An 18,924-nucleotide genomic window follows, 5' to 3' on the forward strand; every position below is an offset into this window, starting at 1 on the left:
TAGGTTACATAAGTTCGGAAAGCTCAAGCCAGCGCATTTCCTTTTCCTCTAAATCGTTATTTATCCTTTCTAGTTCCGTTGCCCATTCAGTTAATTCTTCATGATTAGTAGAGCCGCCAGTTATTTTGTCGTTTAGAGCAGTTTTTTGTGCTTCCAACTTGGCCATGTCTTTCTCTATCGTATCAAACTCAAGTTTTTCTTTATACGACATTTTGCGTTGCTCTTTTATTGGGGGTGGAGTAACAGGCTTCTCTGTTGGTTTATGTTTAGGGGCTTCTTTTATAGCCGCTACCTCTTCTAAGCGCCAATCGGTATAGTTTCCGTTGTAATCTCGGATATCGCCTTTGCCATCAAAAACAAAAAGGTGATCTACCAACTTGTCAACAAAATACCTATCGTGAGATACGAGCACTAAGCAGCCTTCGAAATTTTCAAGAAAATTTTCCAAGGTATTTAATGTGATCAAATCAAGGTCGTTGGTAGGCTCATCTAGAATCAAGAAATTAGGGCTCTTGATCAAGATTTTGAGTAATTGAAGCCTACGTTTTTCACCACCACTTAATTTACCAATGGGTTTGTATTGTACTTCTGGTGGGAATAAGAATCGGGTTAAGAATTGGGAAACAGGAATGCTTTGTCCTTTTCCGTATTCTACAAATTCGGCAATTTCTTTTGCGAACTCAATTACTGTTTGAGCATCGTTAAATCTTAATTCTTGCTGACGGTAATACCCAATTTTAGTGGTTTGGCCTAAATCGATAGCGCCTTGGTTGGCTTCTAAATCGCCTACAAGTAAACGAAGGAAAGTTGTTTTGCCACTTCCGTTTGCTCCAACAATTCCGACACGATCTTTTCTTGGAAAAACGTAAGAGAAATTCTTGATCAATTCCTTGTCACCAAAACCATGACTTATTTTTTCAATTTCTAATACTTTTTTACCCTGACGAGAAGCTGTGGCTCCCAGCTCCATTCCGCTAGTTTTGGCTCCTGAGAATGCTTTTGACTTGGTTTCTTCAAAGGCATCTACCCTGTATTTGGCTTTTGTGCCTCGGGCCTTTGGTTGCCTTCTAATCCAGTCCAGTTCTTTTCTGTAAAGATTCTGCGCTTTTTCTATTGAGGAGGCTTCAGATTCATGACGTTCGGCTTTCTTTTCTAAGAAATGGCCATAATCACCTTTATACCTGTATAACTTTCCGTGGTCTAATTCTACAATTTCGTTGGTTACTTTTTCTAAGAAATACCTATCGTGAGTTACAAGAATTAAAGCCATATTGGCTTGACTCAAATAGCCTTCTAGCCATTCAATACTGTCAATGTCTAAGTGGTTGGTAGGTTCATCCAGAATTAATAAATCTGGTTTTTGAATAAGTACTTGGGCCATGGCTACCCTTTTTTGCTGGCCACCCGAAAGTTTGCTTACATCGGCCTCTAAGTCTTTCAAGCCAAGTTTTCCTAAAATCTGCTTTACCTGACTTTCTTGATCCCAAGCGTTTAAGGCATCAATGCGTTCGATCACGGTTTGCATTTCGTTGTCATCGTAATCGCCACGCTCGGCTTGCAGCATCACTTTCTGGTAACGACTTAAAAGCCTAAGTGCTTCGTCATCGCTATCAAATACCGCATCCAATACGGTTTGGTTGGTTTCGAACTTTGGGTTTTGTACCAATGAGCGCACCACAATGTCGTTTCGGAATACCACATCTCCGGCATCTTGTTTTTCAACCCCAGTGATGATTTTAAGCAGGGTAGATTTCCCTGAGCCGTTAACGCCTACGAGGGCAATTTTTTGGCCTTGGTCGACACCAATTGAAATGGCATCGAGAATTTTTCTGTCACCAAATGTCTTGGTAATATTTTCTAACGAAAGGTAGTTCATTCTTGAAAGGAATTCTTAGTGGCGCAAAAGTAACCAAAGAAATGGGTAACGATACCCTTTTGAATTCGTCATCAAGAATAAAAAGTAGAACAACTCTCTATTTTAACTTTCATTGGAATCGAAACGCTCTGTAATAATTGAGAAACATAATGCCATTCAAAACAATTTGACCAATCAATTCATCGTAACAACTAGGGTAGAACATTGGTTATTTGCGTTTTGAAAGAGCGCTTCTTGGGTTTTAAAAGGAGAAAGGAAACTTGGTGGTTATAGTTTCAGTATGTATTAAGGAAAATTAACATTTGAATAGTAATATTTAAGACTATATTTATAGTTCAAAAGGTCAGTCAAAATAACAACAAAATGAAAAAGCGTAATCTGATAATCGTTATCGGCATTTTTGTCGCAGTACTTATTTTTTTTATCACCAAAGTAAATAAAGGGTCAACTGATTCAGCAGAGGTTTTTGCTAAGGTTCAGCGAGGACAATTCAGGTCTGAAATTACGGCATCGGGAGAATTGTTTGCTAAGAGCTCTGTAGAGATTATGGGACCAGGTGGCATGCAGGGCGCAGGCATTTATCAAACCACCTTAGAACATATTATTCCTGAGGGTACGGTAGTAAACGCAGGCGACTATGTAGCCCGTTTGGATCAAACGGAATTAGGTACCAGACTGCAACAAAGGAGGAGCGATTTTACAGTTAGCTCATCTGAATTTACTCAAGCCAAGCTAGACACTGCCATGGAACTTCGTAAAGCAAGGGATGTAATGGACAATCAGCTTTATGAAATAGAAAGGAAGAAGTTAGTATTAAGAAATTCTCAGTACGAGCCTCCAGCTGTTGTAACAGAGAAGCAAATGGAGCTTGATAGGGCTGAAAAACAATACTTGGTAGAAAAGGAAAATTACGAGCTTCAGAGACAGAAGTCGGTAGCAAGAATGGCTGGGGCTGAAGCAAAAATGCTGGATGACAAAGCCAAACTCGATGCTCTTCTGGATTTACAAAAACAGTTCACCATTATGGCGCCAGAACCGGGAATGCTTATTTATAAGCGTGACTGGAGGGGCAATAAGATGGGAGTAGGTGCACAAATAAATGCTTGGGAACCTGTTGTTGCAACACTACCTGATTTAACTCATATGGTATCAAAGACCTACGTAAATGAGGTAGATATTAATAATATAAAGAAAGGACAGCGGGTTGAAATAGGATTAGATGCTTTTCCGGATAAGAAGCTTACAGGGCAAATTTTAGAAGTGGCCAATATGGGGCAACAGAGGCCTAACTCAGATTCTAAGGTATTTGAGATTATGGTAGTAGTTAATGAATCTGACACCACGTTAAGGCCAGGTATGACTACTAGCAATAAAGTAATAGCGGAAGTACTGGATGATGTGCTTTTTATTCCTGTGGAAGCAGTACATAGTCAAGGTGATTCAATCACTTATGTAATTGCTAAAGATGGCTTGGGCTCGGTTAAGCAAGAAGTAAAACTTGGTAAATCTAATTCAGATCAAGTAGTGGTGATAGGGGGAATTACGGAAGGATTGACCATCTATCTTTCAGATCCGAGTGGCATGGATGATAAGCCAATTAAACTTCTTTCAGAAGAAGTGAAGGCCATTGCTAAAAAGGACTGATATGTTTCAGAAAATCATTTCAAATTTGGCAATTGCTTCAGAAGCAGTATTGTCAAATAAAATCCGTAGCGTCCTTACTGCCCTAGGAATTATATTTGGTGTGGCAGCAGTAATTGCCATGATGGCCATTGGCTCTGGTGCTCAACAAGAAATCCTTGAACAGATTGAGCTAGTAGGTGTCAATAACATTGTTATCACTCCAATTGTAGAGCAGAGTGAGGGAGAGGTAGATGAAACTGCTGGTGCAGTGGGGACTCAGAAAGGGAAAAAGAATCTCTCCTTAGGACTTAATTTTCTAGATGTCGAAAGTATTAAGAACGTAATTCCTGATATTGATATGGTAAGCCCAGAGATTGTTTTGGAAACTGAAGTTTCCAGACAGGGCTTTAGACGTTCAGCAAAGTTAGTAGGGGTTGAGAATACTTATTTTGAAATCTCAGGCTTTCAACTTGATGAGGGTGAATATTTTAATCCTGAGCACCTAAAAAAAGGAGTTCCTGTTTGTATTATTGGTAAGTCTATCAAATCGAAATTTTTTAGCAGAGAAGAACCCATTGGGAAATATATTAAGGTAGGAAGGCACTGGCTTAAGGTGATTGGTGTATTAGAAGAGCGAATAATATCTGATAAAAGCATATCCAATCTTGGTATCCGAGATTATAATATGGATATCTATACACCTCTGAGTACTGCCCTAATTAGGTATGAGAATAGAGCCATGGTAACTAATTCGCTAATTCAACAAGCGAGAATGAGTGGTAATCAAGATAAATCGAGTGTGAACTATCATCAGTTGGACAGATTAGTTCTTAAGGTGTCGAATACGGATCAAATGAATTCGATTGCGCAGGTAGTATCTAAAATGCTTAAGCGAAAGCATAGTCAAGTGATAGACTATGAAATCAGTATTCCAGAACTGCTCTTAAAACAACAGCAGCGCACAAAGAACATTTTCAATTTTGTTTTGGGTGGGATTGCAGGAATTTCGTTGCTCGTAGGAGGTATTGGTATTATGAATATTATGCTGGCCTCTGTAATGGAAAGAATTAAAGAGATTGGTTTACGGATGTCTCTTGGAGCAACTAGGCTGGATATTATCTATCAGTTTCTTTTAGAAGCTGTAATGATTAGCTTTTCAGGTGGAGCCATAGGAGTGCTTTTGGGTTTAGTAGCTGCTTTTGGTATTGCTGAGTTGGCCGAAATACCTACCATTGTTAGCCCATTTTCTATTTTACTCTCATTTGGAGTGGCCGTAACTGTAGGGATTATTTTTGGAATTGCACCAGCCAAAAGAGCCGCAGAGCAAGACCCTATTACCTCGTTGAGGTATGAGTAATCATAAGAAGCAATAGGCATAAAAAAGGCTACCGTTTCGGGTAGCCTTTCAATTCTATATTTTGTTGAGTTTTAGTTCAACTCAGTCACCACTTCAGAAATTTCTACAGCAGGGGCTTCAATAATAATTTCTTTTACTTCAGCTTTGCTGTCGTCAGTAGACTCTGAATGACCAGCGCCTAATAGAGGGGCGATTACCAAACCAACCAAACAAGTAAGCTTAATCAAAATGTTCATTGATGGACCAGAAGTATCTTTGAATGGATCACCAACAGTATCTCCAGTTACAGCAGCTTTGTGAGCGTCAGAACCTTTGTAAGTCATTTCTCCATCAATCATTACACCCGCTTCGAAAGATTTCTTAGCGTTGTCCCATGCACCACCAGCGTTGTTTTGGAAGATTGCCCAAAGCACACCTGATACAGCCACACCTGCCATATAAGCACCAAGTGCTTCTGGTCCCATAATAAATCCTACAAGAATAGGGAAGATGATTGTAATGGCACCCGGCAACATCATTTCTCTAATGGCTGCTTTCGTAGAAATCTCAACACACTTACCATATTCTGGTGTGGCTGTTCCTTCCATAATTCCTGGAATTTCTCTGAATTGTCTTCTTACTTCTTTTACCATTTCCATGGCAGCTTTACCTACAGATTCCATGGCTAAAGCAGAGAAAATTACTGGAATCATACCTCCAATAAACAAAGCAGCCAATACATCGGCTTTAAAGATGTTAATACCATCAATACCAGTAAAAGTAACATAGGCAGCAAAAAGTGCTAGAGCTGTTAATGCAGCAGAAGCAATTGCAAATCCTTTTCCGATAGCAGCAGTTGTATTTCCTACTGAATCTAAAATATCTGTTTTTTCACGTACTTCTGAAGGAAGTTCGCTCATTTCGGCAATACCGCCTGCATTATCCGCAATAGGACCGAAAGCGTCAATGGCCAATTGCATTGCCGTAGTTGCCATCATTGCAGAAGCGGCAATACCTACACCGTAGAAACCTGCTAATTCGTAAGCACCCCAAATGGCACCAGCAAAAAGAATAATTGGACCGAAAGTAGACTTCATGCCTACAGATAAGCCTGCAATTATGTTTGTAGCAGCACCAGTTGAAGAGTTTTGAATAATGCTCATAACCGGTTTTTTACCAATGGCAGTATAGAATTCAGTTAAGTAAGAAATTAAACCGCCTACTACTAAGCCTACCAATACAGCTCCGAATACGCGAATAGAAGTAACTTCTAAAATACCTTCGCCAAAGAACTTCATTTGCATGGTTTGAGGCAAAAGAAGGTCGATAAGGAAATAGCAGCCAATTGCTGTCAATACAATAGAAATCCAGTTACCACGGTTTAACGCAGCTTGAACTTCAGCTTCCTTAGCGTTGTCGTTTTTAATTTTAATAAACATAGTACCGATCAAAGAGAAGATGATTCCAGCACCTGCAATTACTAAAGGAAGCAAGATTGGGCCAATGCCACTGAATTGGTCTTCAACCGATCCGCCCATATCTCTAATGATGTAGTTACCCAATACCATAGAGGCCAATACTGTAGCTACATAAGAACCGAAAAGGTCAGCTCCCATACCAGCTACATCACCTACGTTATCACCTACGTTATCGGCAATAGTAGCAGGGTTTCTTGGATCATCCTCAGGAATACCAGCTTCAACTTTACCTACAAGGTCAGCGCCAACATCAGCAGCTTTAGTATAAATACCACCACCTACACGAGCAAAAAGGGCGATAGATTCTGCACCTAAAGAGAAACCAGCAAGGGCTTCTAATACGATTGTCATCTGATATACACCACCATTCGCCATGTCGCTATCCATAAAGAAGGCGAACAAAAGAATGAATAGCATGCTTAATCCGAATACAGCTAGACCAGCAACTCCAAGCCCCATTACAGTTCCGCCAGTAAAGGCAACTTTTAAGGCTTTACCTAAGCTAGTTCTTGCAGCTTGGGTGGTTCTTACGTTGGCAGCTGTTGCTATTCTCATACCGATGTTTCCGGCTAATGCAGAGAAAAATGCACCGATGATAAAAGCAAAAATTATAAAATAGTGAGTGGTTTCAACTAAGGTAGAGATAACTCCTAAAAGAATACCTGCAACCACTACAAATATAGCGAGTACTCTGTACTCAGCGCTGAGGAAAGCCAAAGCTCCTTCACGGATGTATTTGGCAAGGTTTTGCATTTTTTGATCCCCTGCATCTTGCTTGTTTACCCAGTTCGATTTAACGATCATTACTAACAAGCCCACTAGCCCGAGAATTGGGACTAAATAAATCAGATTTGACATTTTTAATTATCAGTTTTATAAAAGACGTGCAAAGATAGTAGATGCCTTTACAAAAAGAAAAACTATATCAATTAAAGAAAAGAAGCCATAAACGTACTCTGAGAGAACTGGGTTGTGATTTTTGAAAGCTTAGTGGCCTTTTATAAAAAAGCTTTTAAAAATTGCTCGTGTTTGAGCACCAAGGTTTTATGATAAGGAATAAAATTAGGTTTGTAAGATTGCGCTTAAAGCAAGAGACCGTCTAGTCAGACGGCCTCCTGCTTATTAAACTAATCGATTCTGCTCAGGTCGTATATGCTACTTTATGTATTTCAAAAACTCTCTTCTAGTGGCTTCTTCCTTAAACTTACCATGAAACTGAGCTGTTACAGTACTACTGTTTACATCTTTAACACCCCTTGATTGAACACAAAGGTGATCTGCATCGATGATTACGGCTACATCTTCTGTTTCTAGTAGAGATTTGAGTTCGTTTGCAATTTGAACGGTTAGCCTTTCTTGAACTTGCGGGCGTTTTGCATAATACTCTACAATACGGTTGATCTTAGAAAGTCCTATCACTTTTCCGCTTGAGATATAAGCTACATGCGCCTTCCCAATAATCGGAACAAAATGGTGTTCGCAATTAGAATAGAATGTGATGTTTTTTTCTACCAGCATTTCGTTGTACTGGTATTTATTTTCGAATAAAGTCACTTTAGGCTTATTGGCTGGGCTTAAGCCACTGAATATTTCTTTGATATACATTTTGGCCACACGCTTTGGTGTACCAGAAAGACTATCGTCAGAAAGGTCAAGCCCCATGATTTCCATGATTTCTCTGAACTTCTTTTCAATCAACTCTTGCTTTAGCTCATCGTCCATTTCAAAAGCACCTGAAACCATAGGTGTTTCATAAGAAGTACCCACGTGCTCATCACCAATTTCTTCAATACTACTATATACGTTAAGCGGGGTACTCGACAAAGTTCCGTTCTGTTTCATAGAGTCTTATTTTCAATTCTAATTTATTGTCAATTTTTGGGCGCAGCAGGTTGTAGATGACTACTGCTATATTTTCAGCCGTTGGATTCAAATTTTCAAATTCGGTTACATCCAGATTTAAATTTTTGTGGTCAAACTTATCTGTTACGTTGGCTTTAATAATGTCTTTTAGGATTTTCATGTCACAGACATAACCCGTTTCTGGATCCTGCTCGCCCACAACCTTTACTATTAGCTCATAATTATGCCCATGGAAAGAGGGGTTGTTGCACTTTCCGAAAACCTCATCGTTTTTTTCTTCAGTCCATTTAGGGTTATGAAGCCGATGAGCAGCATTAAAATGCTCTTTACGATAAACAGCTATTTTCATTTGTGGTAATTTAAAAACGAGTAAGAAGTGTGCTTACTACTTTTTATTCACGGGTAGCCAACATTGGGTTAACCAATTTTGTTCAAATAACGATAGAAATTAATTGAACAAAAAATATTAAGCCTAATATGCTATTGTGTTATGAACCAACTGAGTTCTCTGGCGACTAAATTTTGAGCTTTAACTCTGGTGCTAATTGCCTATTGTCAACTCTTTTTGCGTGATTTTTTCGCTGAATATTACCTACCATATTGGTCACTCTATTGCGACTCAATAGTCTTGGCAGAAAAGCACTTAATTTATTCCATACTCCAGGAACTGCCACAGATTGCCCCTTGATCATGCTAGAAAAAGCAAAGTAGGCTACATCTTCGGCTGATGCTATGTTGAATTTTATATTGGGGTCATCGTTTCCGTTTGCCTTTGCAAAACCAGTTTTGGTCATGCCGGGGCATAAAACCGTGGCAGAAACGCCTGTGCCCTTTAGCTCATTTGCCAAAGCTTGAGTGAAAGAAAGTAAATAAGCTTTTGAGGCGTGATATGTAGACATCAATGGGCCAGGTACAAAAGCAGCAACTGAGGCATTGTTTAATATATAACCCCTTTTTCTATGGGTCATACCCGGAAGCAATAGTTTGGTAAGGTGGGTGGTTGTTACCATGTGTACATTGAGCATGGCTTGGTCTTTCGCCCAATCGGTTTCCATAAAATGCCCGAAATTGCCAAAGCCTGCATTGTTGAAAAGAATTTCAACAAGCAATTGTTGCTCAAGTATGTATGCATGAATTTTTTCAGCAATGCCTTGCTCAGCCAAGTTGCAAACCATTATGTGAATGTCCGTTTGCGGAAACATTATAGATAGCTCTGCTTTTTTCTCAGCCAATGCTACTTCATTTACATCGATAAGAAACAATGAATATTCAGCTTGGGAGGCTATTTTAGCAAATTCGAAACCAATTCCACCGGCAGCTCCGGTAATTAAGGCAGTAGTTTTCATACGGTCGATCCTTTGTGAAAAGGCACTGGTTAGTAGGCGTAATAGTCAGCAAGAATAAACATTTTCTTTTTTCTAGGCTAAAATCCTGCTGTTTAATTGTTTGAGATTTCGCTCTGCCTTACGGCTTAGCATCTAAAAGAAGAGTGCTTACCCGAATATCCCTTCCACATTTAAAATGGCCTTTCGGACATTCTTTAAAGCCATGTAGTCCGCAAGGGCGGCAGTCTAGCTTTTCTGAAACTTCAGCAATTCTAGCGTTTTCCGCTAAAGGCCCAAAACCAAATTCAGGAACAGTAGAGCAGTAAATGGCGGTGGTTTTAGCATTCATGGCAGAAGCCAAATGCATGGGGGCAGAGTCGTTTACATAATTCATTACCGCATCTTTCATTAATGCAGCAGACTGAAGTAAATTCATTTTCCCGCAAAGGTTCTGTGCTTTTGAATTATCGCCTTGCGCAATGATTTCATCGCAAAGCGCCTCATCATTAGGTGCACCAATTAAGTAGATATTGCCAGAAAACTCAAGTGATTGAATAAGCTCTATCCATTTCTCTTTTGGGAATTGCTTGGTAAACCAAACCGAAGCAGGGGCCATGCAGATAAAAGGTTGGGTTTTATAGGTGGCTACTTTCTCAAAGTCGGAAGGTGATGGGTAAAGTACTGGGCGCTGAAGCTTGTCATCGGTAATGGCTTTGATCAGCTCATTATTGCGTTCCACTTCATGGGTTCCTTCTTCAATTTTATGAGTCACCTTTTTGGTGAAAGCCCAAGCAAAAGGGTTTTTATCGAAGCCAATTTTTTCCTTCGCGCCACTAAAAGCGGTAAGCATTCCTGAATTGGCAAAACGCTGAACGTTCACTACCAAGTCGTATTTTTGCTTTCTAATTTTGCCTAGAAGCTTGAAGAGGTTACGGTATTTTCCTCCTTTTTTATCCCAAACCAGTACTTCTCTAAGTTTTGGGTGGTTGTTCAACAAGGCTTCGTTGCCCTTGCGTAACAGAAAGTCTATTTTGGCTTCTGGGTAATACTGATGCAGCTTTTCGATCAGCGAAGTGGCCAGAATTACATCGCCAATAAAGGCCGTTTGAATGATAAGGATCTTTCCGTAAGTCATACTGCTGGCAAATATAGTGCTTTAACGCTCCAAGGGTTCAAAACTCGTGGAGAGTTTCTGCCAGCTTGGAATAAAAATCAGCGCAACTTAACTTCTATCAAATAGATAAGAACAATGCTGATGATCACTGTTAATAGTGAAACAATAGACTCTATAGTTATCTGCTCTTTGTTTTTATTGCGGAAAGCTATCATCAAGTACTTATACCTCTTATTGAAGACGTAAGCCATAAGGGGAAGTAAAACGAGGTACATGTACATAATGTGAATATAGAGATAATCTCTTTTTTGTTAAAAGTTGATTTAATACTCTTGGAAATTTTCGATCAAAAACACTCATCCTCGGGTGGCTTGGAGAGTTGGACTAGAGGCTAATTCAATTAGTTTGGTAATAAGCTTAAGAATAGGTTCTTATGTTAAAGGTTGTTCGAGAGGTTAGTTCAACTTTCCAGTTATTCCAATTGGAAAATTACGTAGATAAGTGAAAAAGAATAAGTTATTCAAATATAATTAAATGCTTTATAGATTAATTATTTAATATAATATCAAAGCGTCTTGTTAAAAGAAAAAAAAATAATTAAGATTAAAACATCATAGATCTAGATTTATAACAGATAAATATTAAAATATATTTTTTGTTAGGTTAATTTGATCGCAAAAAGAATCAAATTTTAATTCACAGTGTCGCGAATGTGAATGAACTTTTGTAGTCAAATTAAAATATTTCCACCTAATACTGCTGTTTATTTATGGTCTGTTTTATTAAATTTTCAACTAAAAACCACATTGAAATGAGAAAAATGAAAAAATCTGTGGCCATCATGAGTATGATGTTATTTTTATTCACTGCTTTCTTGATTAACAAGAAAGCAAATGCAAAGTCACAAACTGACGATGGTATAGTTTGTGGAACGGATGTTTGCGTAGTTGACGAGGCTAAGAACAGGTTTCTCGCCAGAGGATGTAAAACAAAACCTGATTTTGACTGCGTTGTAGGAGGTCCAGGCTTACCTTCTATCGGTTAACAAAAGCTTATAGGTACATAATCTTATTTTTAATTTTAAATTTTCTGAAATGGAGAAGTTCAAAAGAACCATTGCCGCATTAAGCCTGATGACTTTTGCAGCAACCGCTTTTATTGTTACTAAACAAACACAAGCAAAGTCTCAAACTGATGACGGGATCGTCTGCGGAGATACTGTTTGTGTTGTTGACGAGGCTAAAAATCGTTTTCTAGCGAGGGGTTGTAAAACCAAACCTGACTTCGATTGTGTTGTTGGGGGGCCAGGCCTTCCTGATATACCAATTATTTAAATTCTACCAATTACCCATAATAACGGGGACTGATGAGTATTCAGTCCCCCCTTATAGTTATATAAAGATTGTTGGCTCTTTTATGATACAGAATAAAAATATTATTAAGGTTTCATTATTGATTTTTTCATTGATGATAAATGGTTGTCAACCAAAGTCCGAAGTTGATGAGAATATCATCAAAATATCTGTGAGCCCAGCATCCGCAGATATAATACTAATAAAAGATGTATTTCCAGATTATAGGGCCCTGAACATTGAAATGCCCGATAGTGTATTTTTTGGTAATATTGAACAGATAAAATCTGACAATAAAAGAGTGTATTTATTGGATCCGTTTCAGACAAAAACACTTACCATTTTAGATAAGGAAGGCAAATTCATCAATCAATTGAAACGGGTTGGGAAAGGCCCTGGCGAATATTCCTCCCCTTATGCTTTTGCTGTTGATGAAGTTGCAGATGAACTAATAATCTATGATCGTGGTAAACTGGAGTTCCTCACTTACAAATTACCATCATTGGAATTTGTTAAGAGTAAAAAAGTAAATGCGTTGCTTATGAACTTTGAGTTGCTCGATAAGGATCATTTTCTTGTCACAAGAGATGATTCTAAAAACAAGAGTTTACTCTATGGGCTAGAAATATGGAGTAGGGAATACGAAGTGAAAAAAGATCAGATTTCGGATATGAGAAATGCTGTCATCGAGCTTTCCTATCATAGTACGATCGGCCAGAGTGATAATAATATACTCTATGCCCATCCATTTACGGGGGTAATAAGCACGGTGAACCCATCGGGATTAAAACAGGAATTTGATTTAGACTTTGAAGAATGGGAAGTCCCTGAAGATCTCTATGAAATGGATGAGGCAACTCGTTTTGAGGAGGCTTTGACTAGAAATAAATATGTGCTTTGGACACGATTCCCTCTAAAATTCAATAATAAGCTCACGTTTTGGTATATGTATGGCTCGGATATTGATACGTATCACCTGCTTGTTTATGATTTAAACTCTTCAAAATATCAATCATATTCTGAAATTCTTTTTGAAGATAGTTCCTTCAAAGTACCTATGCCATTGGGTACTGACAATGATCAATATGTTTCACTTGTTTGGCCTGAAAACATTGATACGGAAAACATTCCTGAAAATATGAGAACTATTTTCCAAAACAGTTTAAATTCAGAACTACCTATTCTTCTTTATTTAAAATGAATGGATCAAAGAAATCATCCCTCCATCTAATATTAGCCCTTGTCTGTTTCAGTGCAATTGCAATCTACTTTTATATAGCTCTTCAAAAGAAGGTTGATCAGTTGGCCGAAACAAATAGGTCTATGCAAAGACAGGCTAATTTACTGTCAGATTATCAGGTAATTCAGTTATATGACTGGATGGTTGGCTTAGATTCACTAAATAACGTAACAGTAACAGATCAGAATAAGGTTGAAAACAAACTTTTTAACCTTCTTAGTGGAAGAACGGTCATTCTTTACCTAGAAAACGGGATGTGTGAAGCGTGCATCAAAAAAGAACTCTTGAACTTGAATCAGCTTGTTAAGGTTGTTGGCAGGGAAAAAATAGTGCTTTTGGCAAACGGTTACACATTTAGATATCTTTATAACTCAGAGGAGTTTAAAGAATGGAGGGATAGATTGTATCAAAGTGATGATGCTCCTACCATTCTGAATAGTAATCTTTCTGGCACACCGTGCTTATTGGTAATTGATCATAATTTTATTATCCGTGCCTCATACCATGCTCTAAAAAGCACTAATAAAAATTTTGAGTTTTTCTTAAGTGCATTTCAACAAACACAAAAAGGCTTATGAAAAGGTTCTTAACATTCTTACTCTTTGCTTTCTCTACCCATGTCTTTGCCCAGGATATAGTTGTTTCGGCTTTCCTATACGAGCAAAATTCGTCTAACCCAATTCCTTATGCAACCATCATTGATATCACTTCAAATAAATATGGTACAACTTCACAAAAAGACGGTTCATTTAAGCTCCTTTTACCCAAAGGATCAAGCAATAACAATATATATATTAGCTCTCTCGGCTATAGGGATACAACTTTGACGATAAGTCAATTGAAGGAGTCTCAAAAACTGTTTTTAATACCTGTTATTTATGAATTGGCTGATGTCACAGTGACTACAGAGACGGTTGAAGAAATAGAGATTGGAGATTCAACAGCTGATATTGTTAAACAGAATAATCTAACTAAAGGGTATGAGGCCAGTGCGGGATTTTCCTGGGGTGCTTATATCAAAGTTGGCAAAAAGGATGTAGAGGGTACATTGAAGTCAATTCATGTATACATAGGTAATACAGGGTTCCCGAAAGCCCCGCTGTCATTAAGAATATTTGAATTTGAAGGAGAGTTCGAATTTTTCAGAAGTCAGCCACGTTCCAAGTTCAAGGATATTCTTCCTGAGTTGGTTATTCTAAAGGCTAAGAAAAGCGGTTGGTTTGAGGCAGACCTTTCTACATTAAATATAAAAGTACCTGAATCGGGCTTATACTGTATGTTTACTCCTTTGGACTATGGGGAAGAGTTTTTGTATAAAACAGCGCATGGCACAAAATACGGAGCAACAATTGCTATATATTCAGATAATAAATCAGGAAAGTCAATCTATCCTTTCATTCAGAACAAAGATAAGTTCACCGTAATAAAAAAAACCAATGCCCCAACTCCAGCAGTATCGATCACCCTGTCAAGAAACAACTGATTTATTTCTAGGTTATAGTCGTGCGCTTTTGTAAAAAAAAAGCAACTAGGGGCAAAGCTATACTAAAAAGTGTGAAGTTAGGCCAACTCTCGTTTTGAGCCAATTTGTAGTGCCAGTATATGTTGTTCATTGTATGACTGAATCATTTTTTATATTCTAAGGAGAGTTTATTTACCTCCCAATTTTGGATAAACTGTTGAATAGATTATGCCAAAATTATTGTCACGCCCTGAAATATCGTTACACAGAGAAGAGAATGAAAGAGAGTACTTCTAAGTACATGTACATAAGTTAAACATAGGTGTTAATTACATTTTATTTAACTGTTCAAGCGATGCTAACTAATAAATGGTATGGATGGTCTCTTCCATAAACCTAGAATGAAATTTGGGGTATTCTTTTCTCTTAAAACTTATACCTTTGTCGTTTTAAGGAGATGCTGCGATGGTCGATTATAATGTTTTTACTTTACCCAATGGCATTCGTGTAGTGCACAAAGAGGTGAGCAATACCAAGATTGTCCACTGCGGATTTGTGTTGGATATTGGTAGCCGCGATGAGCGCGAAGACCAATTGGGGATTGCCCATTTTTGGGAACATATGGCCTTTAAAGGCACCAAAAAACGGAAGGCCTATCACATTCTGAATAAGCTCGATGCTGTTGGCGGAGAGTTAAATGCCTATACCACCAAAGAGAAAATCTGCTTCTATGCCTCTGTATTGGACAAGCACATGGAATCGGCTTTTGAGCTATTACAGGACATTACTTTTGATTCTATTTTCCCTGAAAAACAAATTGAAAAGGAACGCGGTGTGATTTTGGAAGAAATGTCCTTGTACCACGATAGCCCAGAAGACGCCATTCAAGATGAATTTGATCGTGTCGTTTTTGGAGATCATCCGCTGGGAAAAAATATTCTAGGGACTTCCGACAGCGTAAAGTCTTTTCAGCGAGAAGATTTCAAGGCTTTCTTGAAAACTAATCTCAATACAGAACGAATCGTTTTTTCTTGTGTAGGGAATATTCCGCTGAAGAAAATTCAGAAATTAGCCAACAAATATTTTGAACCAATCCCTCATCATGTTGGTCAGCGCGAGCGCGTATTGTTTGATAATTACGTAGCTAGCAGCGAAGTTATTACCAGAAATATTACTCAAGCTCAGTGCGCTATTGGCTGTACTGCTTACCCGATTGGTCATTCCAAGCGACTTCCTTTTTATATGTTAATGAATGTTTTGGGTGGCCCAGGAATGAATTCGAGACTTAATTTGGCGCTGCGCGAAAAGTATGGTTTTGTTTATAGTATAGATGCTGGTTATCATCCTTTTTCAGATACAGGCTTGTTCTCCATTTTTTTCGGTACCGAAATGGGGCAAGTGGAAAGGGGAAGGAAGTTGGTGTTAAAGGAATTACAAAAACTAAGGGAGACGCCTTTAGGTACCATGCAATTGCACATGGCCAAAGAGCAGATGCTTGGTCAATTGGCAATGGGTGAAGAAAACAATACAAGTTTAATGCTTATGATGGGTAAAAGTATTCTGGATAAAAACAGAATTGACAGCCTGGAGTCTATCTTTGAAAAAATCAGAGCAGTATCTTCATCCGATCTAATTGAAGTAGCCAACGAGCAACTGAATGAAAATCAATTGAGCCATTTAACCTTTTTACCAGAGAACTAATGGAGTTTATTCCCGAAGATATTCAGCGTTATGTAGAAGCCCACACCGACCCAGAGTCGGAATTACTATTGGAGCTAAATCGAGAAACTCACGCTAAAATAATGATGCCACGTATGCTTTCGGGGCATTTGCAAGGTAGAGCGTTGTCTATGATCAGCCATATGATTAAGCCCTCTAGGGTTTTAGAAATTGGCACTTATACCGGCTATTCAGCATTGTGTATGGCTGAAGGTTTGGCTGATGATGGAGTGATTATTACGCTCGATAAAAATGAAGAGTTGGAAGAAATGGTACGTGGCTATTTCGAAAAAGCTGGATATACCAATGCTATCGATTTCAGGGTAGGAAATGCCATTGAGTTGATTCCTGAAATAGATGGGCCATTCGATTTAGTTTTTATTGATGCCGATAAAGCTAATTACTACAATTACTTTAAATTAGTGTTTGAAAAAGTTCGCTCTGGAGGCTTCATAATTGCCGATAATGTGCTTTGGAGCGGAAAAGTTGTTCAAACGGAAAAGAAAATCGACAAGGACACGCAAGCAATCTTAGATTTTAACCGTTTGACCCATGAAGATGATCGTGTTGAAAACGTACTTTTGCCGATCAGAGATGGGTTAATGGTTTTAAGGAAAAAATAAACGTGGTAAAATACATAGTGTCAATCATCATCTTTTTGATGGCTTCGTTGAGCTCTTTAGCGCAAGCCCCAATGGTTGTCCCCTCAGAAATGGAGTTTGCAGGTGTCAAACTCAAAATTACCAACAGCGCAAAAAAGGAAATTGAAGAAACGCTCGATTTGCTAACGCGAAGTCAATACCACTTTCAATTATTGGTAGACCGCTCTAACCTCTATATGGGAATGGTGGAAGAAGTACTGAAAAAAGAAGGTATTCCAGATGATTTTAAATTTTTGGCCATTCAGGAAGGTCAGTTTATTTCCGATGCAGTTTCTACATCAAATGCAGTAGGCTTTTGGCAGTTTAAAAAAGCTTCGGCACAAGAACTTGGGCTTAGGGTAGATGGAGTGGTAGATGAGCGAAAGCATATTATTGCTTCAACCGTGGGCGCTACAAAATATTTTAAAAGAAGCAATTTCGTTTTCGATAACTGGCTGTGGTCTATGCAGTCGTATTTACAAGGTTTGGGTGGGGCGCAAAGAACTATTCCAGAGAAGGATTACGGAGCAAAAAAGGTTGAAATTAATGCTAAGACACATTGGTACCTGAAAAAATACATTGCTCATAAATTGGCCTTTCAAGATTATGTGGGGAGTGGGAAACGAAACCCAGAACTACAACTGGCTACTTACGAGGGTCGAGGTAAAACTTTGCGTGACGTAAGTAGAGAAGTAAATGTAGATACAGAAGAGCTCAAAAACTTGAACAAATGGCTAGTAGCCTCAAGAATTCCAGATGAAAAATCGTATAAAGTAATTTACCCTGTGAAGTCAGGAAGTAAGCCAATTGCTCAAAATACAGATACACCAAAAAAGGAAGACTCTAAAGCTTCAAGCAATACAAAAGCAACAACAAAACAGCCCGAGAAATCAAGTAATAGTCGCACGAGCTATGCGGGTGTTAGACCGGTTGAGGGGAATATAGGCGTGTTTCCGCGTGTAACAGGAAATATCAGAAATGCCTATGAGCCTGACCAAATTGAGATGAACGGAATTGATGCTATTCGAGCAAGGGCAAGTGATAATATAAAAACGCTGGCCAATAGAGTCGGTAAAAGCGAGTCGAAAATAAGGAAGTACAACGATCTTGGTGATAATGGCAAAATAAGGAGTGGAGAATACTATTACGCTAAGAACAAGAAGAATAGAGGTAAGGTACATTACCATATAGTTCAGCCCGGAGAAACCCTTTGGAGCATTTCGCAAGACTATGGCATAAAGTATAAAAAACTACTTCAGAAGAATAGAATGAGGGAAACTCAGCAGTTAAAGGTTGGGCGTGTGTTGTGGTTGCGATTTATTAGACCAGCCAATGTACCTATTGAATATACAGATGTGATTTTACCAAAGGATAACCCCACTCCTGAAGATAAAATGATCAAAGAAGTGAGTCCGCCTGAGCAACCAATAAAAAAGCAAACTCAAATTATTTCTGAAAACAAAACGAGTTTTGATGAAGATCCAATTGAAGAAGTTGAAGTAAGCACAACGTTAAAAGCTTTGATTGCTACCGCTTCTGATACTATCATTACACATGTTGTTCAGCCGAAAGAGTCGTTTTTTGCCCTTTCTCAAAAGTATGGCATTGAATTGGACGACATCATCGACTGGAATGGCTTGAATGTAATGGATGGCCTTCAGATAAATCAAGAACTTAGATTAGTGGTGCCTAAAGCCTATTTTTCTAAACAAGCAGATGCAACAAAGACATCAAGTAGAAGAGAGGTTTATCATGAAGTTCAGAAAGGAGAAACCCTTTGGGGAATTTCTAGAAAATACAACGTTACCATTGAAGATATTTTGAAGTGGAACAATAAAACAAACAATAACCTTGATTTGGGCGAACGCCTTAAAATTCTGCAAGACAACTAAGGA

The 18,924-nt window shown here is 38.5% G+C and carries 16 protein-coding genes; 10 read left to right on the plus strand and 6 right to left on the minus strand.

What is annotated here, in order from left to right:
* Positions 1-4 precede the first annotated feature (4 nt).
* Entirely contained in the window at positions 5-1,876 is a 1,872-nt protein-coding gene (locus tag AAC026_RS05400; protein WP_339605735.1) for an ABC-F family ATP-binding cassette domain-containing protein, read from the minus strand.
* Positions 1,877-2,239: 363 nt separating this feature from the next.
* On the opposite strand from AAC026_RS05400, the gene AAC026_RS05405 reads away from it, so the two are divergent.
* Complete coding sequence (locus tag AAC026_RS05405; protein WP_339605734.1) at positions 2,240-3,520, plus strand: efflux RND transporter periplasmic adaptor subunit; 1,281 nt, start codon at positions 2,240-2,242, stop codon at positions 3,518-3,520.
* Between the two features lies 1 nt (position 3,521).
* Positions 3,522-4,856 (plus strand): ABC transporter permease, encoded by a 1,335-nt coding sequence (locus AAC026_RS05410; protein WP_339605733.1) that lies wholly within the window; start codon positions 3,522-3,524, stop codon positions 4,854-4,856.
* Positions 4,857-4,927: 71 nt separating this feature from the next.
* On the opposite strand, the gene AAC026_RS05415 is transcribed toward AAC026_RS05410, so the two are convergent.
* The 5 genes from AAC026_RS05415 to AAC026_RS05435 all read right to left on the minus strand — a co-directional run bounded on the left by AAC026_RS05415 (position 4,928) and on the right by AAC026_RS05435 (position 10,636).
* The gene (locus AAC026_RS05415; RefSeq protein ID WP_339605732.1) at positions 4,928-7,171 is read right to left on the minus strand and encodes a sodium-translocating pyrophosphatase; all 2,244 of its coding nucleotides are present in this window, start codon (positions 7,169-7,171) and stop codon (positions 4,928-4,930) included.
* Positions 7,172-7,468: 297 nt separating this feature from the next.
* On the minus strand, positions 7,469-8,155 hold the full coding sequence (gene folE, locus AAC026_RS05420) for a GTP cyclohydrolase I FolE (RefSeq protein ID WP_339605731.1): 687 nt from the start codon (positions 8,153-8,155) through the stop codon (positions 7,469-7,471).
* Positions 8,118-8,525, minus strand: a complete 408-nt coding sequence (locus AAC026_RS05425) for a 6-carboxytetrahydropterin synthase (protein ID WP_339605730.1) — start codon at positions 8,523-8,525, stop codon at positions 8,118-8,120. The genes folE and AAC026_RS05425 overlap by 38 nt, the downstream gene beginning before the upstream one ends.
* 166 nt (positions 8,526-8,691) lie before the next feature.
* Positions 8,692-9,522: an SDR family NAD(P)-dependent oxidoreductase gene (locus AAC026_RS05430; RefSeq protein ID WP_339605729.1), complete on the minus strand. Its 831-nt coding sequence runs from the start codon at positions 9,520-9,522 to the stop codon at positions 8,692-8,694.
* Positions 9,523-9,640: 118 nt separating this feature from the next.
* Complete coding sequence (locus AAC026_RS05435) at positions 9,641-10,636, minus strand: glycosyltransferase family 9 protein (RefSeq protein WP_339605728.1); 996 nt, start codon at positions 10,634-10,636, stop codon at positions 9,641-9,643.
* Positions 10,637-11,426: 790 nt separating this feature from the next.
* On the opposite strand from AAC026_RS05435, the gene AAC026_RS05440 reads away from it, so the two are divergent.
* The 8 genes from AAC026_RS05440 to AAC026_RS05475 all read left to right on the plus strand — a co-directional run bounded on the left by AAC026_RS05440 (position 11,427) and on the right by AAC026_RS05475 (position 18,921).
* Positions 11,427-11,660 (plus strand): hypothetical protein, encoded by a 234-nt coding sequence (locus AAC026_RS05440; RefSeq protein ID WP_339605727.1) that lies wholly within the window; start codon positions 11,427-11,429, stop codon positions 11,658-11,660.
* Between the two features lie 49 nt (positions 11,661-11,709).
* Entirely contained in the window at positions 11,710-11,949 is a 240-nt protein-coding gene (locus AAC026_RS05445; RefSeq protein ID WP_339605726.1) for a hypothetical protein, read from the plus strand.
* Positions 11,950-12,031: 82 nt separating this feature from the next.
* Positions 12,032-13,168: a 6-bladed beta-propeller gene (locus AAC026_RS05450; protein WP_339695669.1), complete on the plus strand. Its 1,137-nt coding sequence runs from the start codon at positions 12,032-12,034 to the stop codon at positions 13,166-13,168.
* A 122-nt stretch (positions 13,169-13,290) separates the two neighbouring features.
* Positions 13,291-13,785: a hypothetical protein gene (locus AAC026_RS05455; protein WP_339605724.1), complete on the plus strand. Its 495-nt coding sequence runs from the start codon at positions 13,291-13,293 to the stop codon at positions 13,783-13,785.
* Positions 13,782-14,690: a hypothetical protein gene (locus AAC026_RS05460; RefSeq protein WP_339605723.1), complete on the plus strand. Its 909-nt coding sequence runs from the start codon at positions 13,782-13,784 to the stop codon at positions 14,688-14,690. Before AAC026_RS05455 ends, AAC026_RS05460 begins: the two co-directional genes overlap by 4 nt.
* A gap of 444 nt (positions 14,691-15,134) precedes the next feature.
* Complete coding sequence (locus tag AAC026_RS05465; RefSeq protein ID WP_339605722.1) at positions 15,135-16,370, plus strand: pitrilysin family protein; 1,236 nt, start codon at positions 15,135-15,137, stop codon at positions 16,368-16,370.
* Positions 16,370-17,011, plus strand: a complete 642-nt coding sequence (locus tag AAC026_RS05470; protein WP_339605721.1) for an O-methyltransferase — start codon at positions 16,370-16,372, stop codon at positions 17,009-17,011. Before AAC026_RS05465 ends, AAC026_RS05470 begins: the two co-directional genes overlap by 1 nt.
* A 17-nt stretch (positions 17,012-17,028) precedes the next feature.
* Positions 17,029-18,921 carry a LysM peptidoglycan-binding domain-containing protein gene (locus AAC026_RS05475; protein WP_339695672.1) on the plus strand — a complete coding sequence of 631 codons (1,893 nt, stop codon included), beginning with the start codon at positions 17,029-17,031 and terminating at the stop codon, positions 18,919-18,921.
* Positions 18,922-18,924 lie beyond the last annotated feature (3 nt).

Origin of the sequence: uncultured Roseivirga sp., assembly GCF_963973945.1 — a bacterium.
Lineage (GTDB): Bacteria > Bacteroidota > Bacteroidia > Cytophagales > Cyclobacteriaceae > Roseivirga.

Bases quoted from the DNA above. Each gene is read 5' to 3' on its own strand.
- AAC026_RS05460 (WP_339605723.1), top strand. From the start codon at position 13,782: ATGAAAAGGTTCTTAACATTCTTACTCTTTGCTTTCTCTACCCATGTC.
- AAC026_RS05455 (WP_339605724.1), top strand. From the start codon at position 13,291: ATGCAAAGACAGGCTAATTTACTGTCAGATTATCAGGTAATTCAGTTA.
- AAC026_RS05415 (WP_339605732.1), bottom strand. From the start codon at position 7,171: ATGTCAAATCTGATTTATTTAGTCCCAATTCTCGGGCTAGTGGGCTTG.
- AAC026_RS05440 (WP_339605727.1), top strand. From the start codon at position 11,427: ATGAGAAAAATGAAAAAATCTGTGGCCATCATGAGTATGATGTTATTT.
- AAC026_RS05465 (WP_339605722.1), top strand. From the start codon at position 15,135: ATGGTCGATTATAATGTTTTTACTTTACCCAATGGCATTCGTGTAGTG.
- folE (WP_339605731.1), bottom strand. From the start codon at position 8,155: ATGAAACAGAACGGAACTTTGTCGAGTACCCCGCTTAACGTATATAGT.
- AAC026_RS05405 (WP_339605734.1), top strand. From the start codon at position 2,240: ATGAAAAAGCGTAATCTGATAATCGTTATCGGCATTTTTGTCGCAGTA.
- AAC026_RS05435 (WP_339605728.1), bottom strand. From the start codon at position 10,636: ATGACTTACGGAAAGATCCTTATCATTCAAACGGCCTTTATTGGCGAT.
- AAC026_RS05445 (WP_339605726.1), top strand. From the start codon at position 11,710: ATGGAGAAGTTCAAAAGAACCATTGCCGCATTAAGCCTGATGACTTTT.
- AAC026_RS05425 (WP_339605730.1), bottom strand. From the start codon at position 8,525: ATGAAAATAGCTGTTTATCGTAAAGAGCATTTTAATGCTGCTCATCGG.
- AAC026_RS05410 (WP_339605733.1), top strand. From the start codon at position 3,522: ATGTTTCAGAAAATCATTTCAAATTTGGCAATTGCTTCAGAAGCAGTA.
- AAC026_RS05470 (WP_339605721.1), top strand. From the start codon at position 16,370: ATGGAGTTTATTCCCGAAGATATTCAGCGTTATGTAGAAGCCCACACC.
- AAC026_RS05450 (WP_339695669.1), top strand. From the start codon at position 12,032: ATGATACAGAATAAAAATATTATTAAGGTTTCATTATTGATTTTTTCA.
- AAC026_RS05430 (WP_339605729.1), bottom strand. From the start codon at position 9,522: ATGAAAACTACTGCCTTAATTACCGGAGCTGCCGGTGGAATTGGTTTC.
- AAC026_RS05400 (WP_339605735.1), bottom strand. From the start codon at position 1,876: ATGAACTACCTTTCGTTAGAAAATATTACCAAGACATTTGGTGACAGA.